Source organism: Mesorhizobium sp. M7A.F.Ca.CA.002.09.1.1 (genome assembly GCF_003998555.1).
GTDB lineage: Bacteria > Pseudomonadota > Alphaproteobacteria > Rhizobiales > Rhizobiaceae > Mesorhizobium > Mesorhizobium ciceri.
Window position 1 is genome coordinate 1 of record NZ_RZRR01000344.1, and the last position, 5,377, is coordinate 5,377.

Below are 5,377 nucleotides of genomic sequence, written 5' to 3' on the forward strand. Positions count from 1 at the left end.
TTATCTGACCGTATCGGCTGTTCTGTTCACGCTCGGCGTGTTCGGCATCTTCCTGAACCGCAAGAACGTCATCGTCATCCTGATGTCGGTCGAGCTGATCCTGCTGGCGGTCAACATCAACTTCGTCGCCTTTTCGGCAGCACTCGGCGATCTGGTCGGCCAGGTGTTCGCGCTGTTCGTGCTGACGGTCGCGGCGGCCGAAGCCGCCATCGGACTTGCCATTCTCGTCGTCTTCTTCCGCAACCGCGGCTCGATCGCGGTCGAAGACGTGAACATGATGAAGGGTTGACGGAACCACCATGTATCAGGCCATCGTCTTCCTTCCCCTGCTCGGCTTCCTGATCGTCGGCCTGTTCGGCACGTCGCTCGGCGCCAAGGCGTCCGAATACATCACCTCGGGTTTCCTGGTGATCGCGGCCGTGCTGTCGTGGGTCGCGTTCTTCACCGTCGGTTTCGGCCATGGCGAGGTGTTCACCGTGCCCGTGCTGCGCTGGATACAGTCGGGTGGGCTGGAAGCGTCCTGGGCGCTGCGGATCGACACGCTGACGGTGGTCATGCTGGTGGTGGTCAACACCGTGTCGGCGCTGGTCCACATCTATTCGATCGGCTACATGCACCACGATCCGAACCGGCCGCGCTTCTTCGCTTATCTGTCGCTGTTCACCTTCGCCATGCTGATGCTGGTGACGGCGGACAACCTCGTGCAGATGTTTTTCGGCTGGGAAGGGGTGGGGCTGGCGTCCTATCTGCTGATCGGCTTCTGGTACAAGAAGCCGTCGGCCAATGCCGCGGCAATCAAGGCCTTTGTCGTCAACCGCGTCGGCGATTTCGGCTTCGCGCTCGGCATCTTCGGCGTGTTCGTGCTGTTCGGCTCGGTCAATCTGGGCACCATCTTCGCCAATGCGGCGACGTTCATCCCGGCCGAAGGTGCACCGCAGGGTGCCGCGGTGCTGACTTTCCTTGGCCATGCGCTGGACAAGCAGGCGGCCATGACGATCGTCTGCCTGCTCCTGTTCATGGGCGCCATGGGCAAGTCGGCGCAAGTGCCGCTGCACACCTGGCTGCCGGACGCCATGGAAGGCCCGACGCCGGTTTCGGCCCTGATCCATGCCGCCACCATGGTGACGGCGGGCGTGTTCATGCTGGCGCGGTTGTCGCCGCTGTTCGAACTGTCGCATTCGGCGCTGACGGTCGTGACCTTCATCGGTGCCTTCACGGCCTTCTTCGCGGCCACCGTCGGTCTCGTCCAGAACGACATCAAGCGCGTCATCGCCTATTCGACCTGCTCGCAGCTCGGTTACATGTTCGTGGCGCTCGGCGTCGGCGCCTATGGCGCGGCGATCTTCCACCTGTTCACGCATGCCTTCTTCAAGGCGCTGCTGTTCCTCGGCTCGGGCTCGGTCATCCACGCCGTGTCCGACGAGCAGGACATGCGCAATATGGGCGGCCTCAGGAAACTGATCCCGACCACCTACTGGATGATGGTGATCGGCACGCTGGCGCTGACCGGCGTCGGCATTCCGGTGACGGTCATCGGCACCGCCGGCTTCTTCTCCAAGGACGCCATCATCGAGAGCGCCTTTGCCGGCCACAATTCGGTTGCCGGCATGGCCTTCGTGCTTTTGGTCATCGCCGCCTGCTTCACCTCCTTCTACTCCTGGCGGCTGATCTTCATGACCTTCCACGGCAAGCCGCGGGCGAGCCATGAGGTCATGCACCATGTCCATGAATCGCCGCCGGTGATGCTGGTGCCGCTGTTCATCCTGGCTGCGGGTGCGCTGTTTGCCGGCGTCATCTTCCACAACGCCTTCATCGGCGAGGGCTATGCCGAGTTCTGGAAGGCATCGCTGTTCACATTGCCTGACAATCACATCCTGCACGACATCCACGAATTGCCGCTGTGGGTCGAACTGTCGCCCTTCATCGCCATGCTGATCGGCTTCGCGCTGGCCTGGAAATTCTACATCCGCTCGCCGGAAATGCCGGTCAACCTGGCCGCGCAGCATCGCGGGCTCTACGCCTTCCTGCTCAACAAGTGGTATTTCGACGAGCTCTACGACTTCCTGTTCGTGCGGCCCGCCAAGCGCCTTGGCCATTTCCTGTGGAAGACCGGCGACGGCACCGTCATCGACGGCCTCGGCCCCGACGGTATCTCGGCGCGTGTCGTCGATGTCACCAACCGCGTCGTCAAGCTGCAGACCGGCTATCTCTACCACTACGCCTTCGCCATGCTGATCGGCGTTGCCGCACTCGTCACCTGGATGATGCTCTGATGACCGCCTGGCCAATCCTCTCGCTGGTCACCTTCCTGCCGCTGGTTGGTGTGCTGCTTATCCTGTTCATCAATGACGACAGCGAAAATGCACGCCGCAACATCCGCGCCATCGCGCTGTTGACGACGACTTTCACGTTCATCATCTCGCTGTTCATCTGGACCGGATTCGACAATTCGCAGTCCGGCTTCCAGTTCGTCGAGAAGGTCGCCTGGCTCGATTCCGGCATTTCCTACCATATGGGCGTCGACGGCATCTCGATGCTGTTCGTCATCCTGACGACCTTCCTGATGCCGCTCTGCATCCTGGCCTCGTGGGAATCGATCGAGAAGCGCGTCAAGGCCTACATGATTGCCTTCCTGCTGCTCGAAACGCTGATGATCGGCGTGTTCTGCGCGCTGGACATCGTGCTGTTCTACGTCTTCTTCGAAGCCGGCCTGATCCCGATGTTCATCATCATCGGCGTCTGGGGCGGCAAGCGGCGCGTCTACGCCTCGTTCAAGTTCTTCCTCTACACGCTCGCCGGTTCGGTGCTGATGCTGCTCGCCATCATGGCGATGTTCTTCCAGTCCGGAACAACCGACATCCCGACGCTGCTGACCCACAACTTCCCGGCCAACATGCAGACCTGGCTATGGCTTGCCTTCTTCGCCTCCTTCGCGGTGAAGATGCCGATGTGGCCGGTGCACACATGGCTGCCCGACGCGCACGTCGAGGCGCCGACGGCGGGCTCCGTCATCCTGGCCGGCATCCTGTTGAAAATGGGCGGGTACGGCTTCCTGCGCTTCTCCTTGCCGATGTTCCCGCTGGCGTCGGAAATGTTCGCGCCGCTGGTCTTCGCGCTGTCCGTCGTCGCCATCATCTACACCTCGCTGGTGGCGCTGATGCAGGAGGACATGAAGAAGCTGATCGCCTATTCGTCGGTTGCTCATATGGGCTTCGTCACCATGGGCATCTTCGCCATGAACCAGGAAGGCGTGCAGGGCGCGATCTTCCAGATGCTCAGCCACGGCCTCGTCTCCGGCGCGCTGTTCCTGTGCGTCGGCGTCATCTACGACCGCATGCACACACGTGAGATCGCGGCCTATGGCGGGCTGGTCAACAACATGCCGAAATACGCCACGGTGTTCCTGATCTTCACCATGGCCAATGTCGGCCTGCCCGGTACCAGCGGCTTCGTCGGCGAGTTCCTGACCATGCTCGGCGTGTTCCGGGTCAACACATGGGTGGCGTTCTTCGCCGCCACCGGCGTCATCCTGTCGGCCGCCTACGCGCTCTGGCTCTACCGCCGGGTGATCTTCGGCGCACTGACCAAGGAGAGCCTTAAGGGACTGCTCGACCTGTCGCCGCGCGAGAAGGTGATCATCTACCCGCTGGTCGTGCTGGTCATCTTCTTCGGCGTCTATCCCGCCCCGGTCTTCGACGCGACGGCCCAATCGGTCAAGTCGCTCGTCACCAATGTCACTGCATCCATCGGCACCGCGCAGACCGCGGCGGCGAACTGACCAGAGGTTTTGCGAACCATGACGCCGGACCTTCTCTCCAGCCTGTCGCTCTCGACGCCAGAGCTGATCCTTGCCGTCGGCGCGCTGGCGCTGCTGATGGTCGGAGCCTGTTCGCGCGCCAACACGGCCAACACGGTAACCGGCCTTGCGGTTGCCGTGCTGGCGATCGCGGGCGCCTGGCTGATCTTCCGAACCGGGCAGGGCAGCGCTTATGGCAATGCCTTCATCCAGGATTCCTTCGGCCGCTTCATGAAGGTGCTGGCACTGGTTGGCTCGGCGGTGACGCTGGTGATGTCGATGCGCTTCGCCAAGGCGGAGCGTTTCGACAAGTTCGAATATCCGGTGCTGATCCTGCTGTGCACGCTCGGCATGATGCTGATGATCTCGGCCAACAGCATGATCGGCCTCTATCTCGGCCTCGAGCTGCAGTCGCTGGCGATCTATGTGCTGTGCGCGATCAACCGCGACAATCTGCGCTCGACCGAAGCGGGCCTCAAATATTTCGTTCTCGGTGCGCTGTCGTCGGGCATGCTGCTCTATGGCATCAGCCTGGTCTACGGCTACACCGGCAACACCGGCTTCCAGGAAATCGCCACGGCACTCGGCAGCGGCGAGCGCCAGCTTGGCCTCGTTTTCGGCCTCGTCTTCGTGCTGGCCGGCCTTGCCTTCAAGATTTCCGCGGTGCCGTTCCACATGTGGACGCCTGACGTCTATGAGGGCGCGCCGACTCCGGTGACGGCCTTCCTGGCGGCGGCGCCGAAAATGGCGGCGATGGCACTGATCGTGCGCGTCACCATGGGCGCGTTCAAGCCAATCGCCGCCGACTGGCAGCAGATCATCGTCTTCATCTCGATCGCCTCGATGGCACTCGGCTCCTTCGCCGCAATCGGGCAGACCAACATCAAGCGCCTGATGGCCTATTCCTCGATTGGCCATATGGGTTACGCGCTGGTCGGCCTTGCCGCCAACAGCCAGGCCGGCGTGCGCGGCGTTGCCATCTACATGCTGATCTATCTGGTGATGACGCTCGGCACCTTCGCCTTCATCCTCGCCATGCGGCGCAAGGAAGGCAATGTCGAGCAGATCAGCGACCTGGCCGGCCTGTCGTCGACCAATCCGGTCATGGCGACGATCCTGACCATCCTGATGTTCTCACTCGCCGGCATTCCACCGCTCGCCGGCTTCTGGGGGAAATGGTACGTCTTCCTCGCCGCCATCAACGCCAATCTCTACGCGCTGGCGATCATCGGCGTGCTGGCCTCGGTGGTGGGCGCCTATTACTATTTGCGCATCATCAAGATCATGTGGTTCGACGAACCGGTCGGCGGCTTCGTGCCGATGGCGACGGAATTGCGTGTCGTGCTCGGCGTCTCCGGCGCCTTCGTGCTGTTCTACGTGTTGATCGGTGGGCCGATCGGCACCTATGCCGAAGCCGCCGCCAAGACGTTTTTCTAGACGGCATGGCATTTCGGCTGGCTCCAACCTCGGCGTCGGAAGGGTTCCGGCTCGAGGCGCATGAGAGCGTCGGCTCCACCAATGCGCTGGCACTGGACCACGCAAGGGCAGGCGACGCCGGCAAATTGTGGGTCGTTTCCAAGA

At 62.2% G+C, this 5,377-nt stretch carries 4 protein-coding genes and 1 pseudogene; all 5 read left to right on the forward strand.

Annotated features, from left to right (window positions below; genetic code table 11):
• A partial coding sequence (gene nuoK, locus EN994_RS16395) for an NADH-quinone oxidoreductase subunit NuoK (protein WP_127307653.1) occupies positions 1 to 289 on the forward strand: 289 nt, incomplete at its 5' end.
• Between the two features lie 10 nt (positions 290 to 299).
• Complete coding sequence (nuoL, locus tag EN994_RS16400) at positions 300 to 2,273, forward strand: NADH-quinone oxidoreductase subunit L (protein WP_063168236.1); 1,974 nt, start codon at positions 300 to 302, stop codon at positions 2,271 to 2,273.
• The gene (locus EN994_RS16405; protein ID WP_063168235.1) at positions 2,273 to 3,778 is read left to right on the forward strand and encodes an NADH-quinone oxidoreductase subunit M; all 1,506 of its coding nucleotides are present in this window, start codon (positions 2,273 to 2,275) and stop codon (positions 3,776 to 3,778) included. The genes nuoL and EN994_RS16405 overlap by 1 nt, the downstream gene beginning before the upstream one ends.
• A gap of 18 nt (positions 3,779 to 3,796) precedes the next feature.
• Positions 3,797 to 5,233 (forward strand): NADH-quinone oxidoreductase subunit NuoN, encoded by a 1,437-nt coding sequence (nuoN, locus tag EN994_RS16410; RefSeq protein WP_063168234.1) that lies wholly within the window; start codon positions 3,797 to 3,799, stop codon positions 5,231 to 5,233.
• Between the two features lie 5 nt (positions 5,234 to 5,238).
• Positions 5,239 to 5,377: pseudogene (locus tag EN994_RS36140) on the forward strand (biotin--[acetyl-CoA-carboxylase] ligase); the annotation flags it as partial.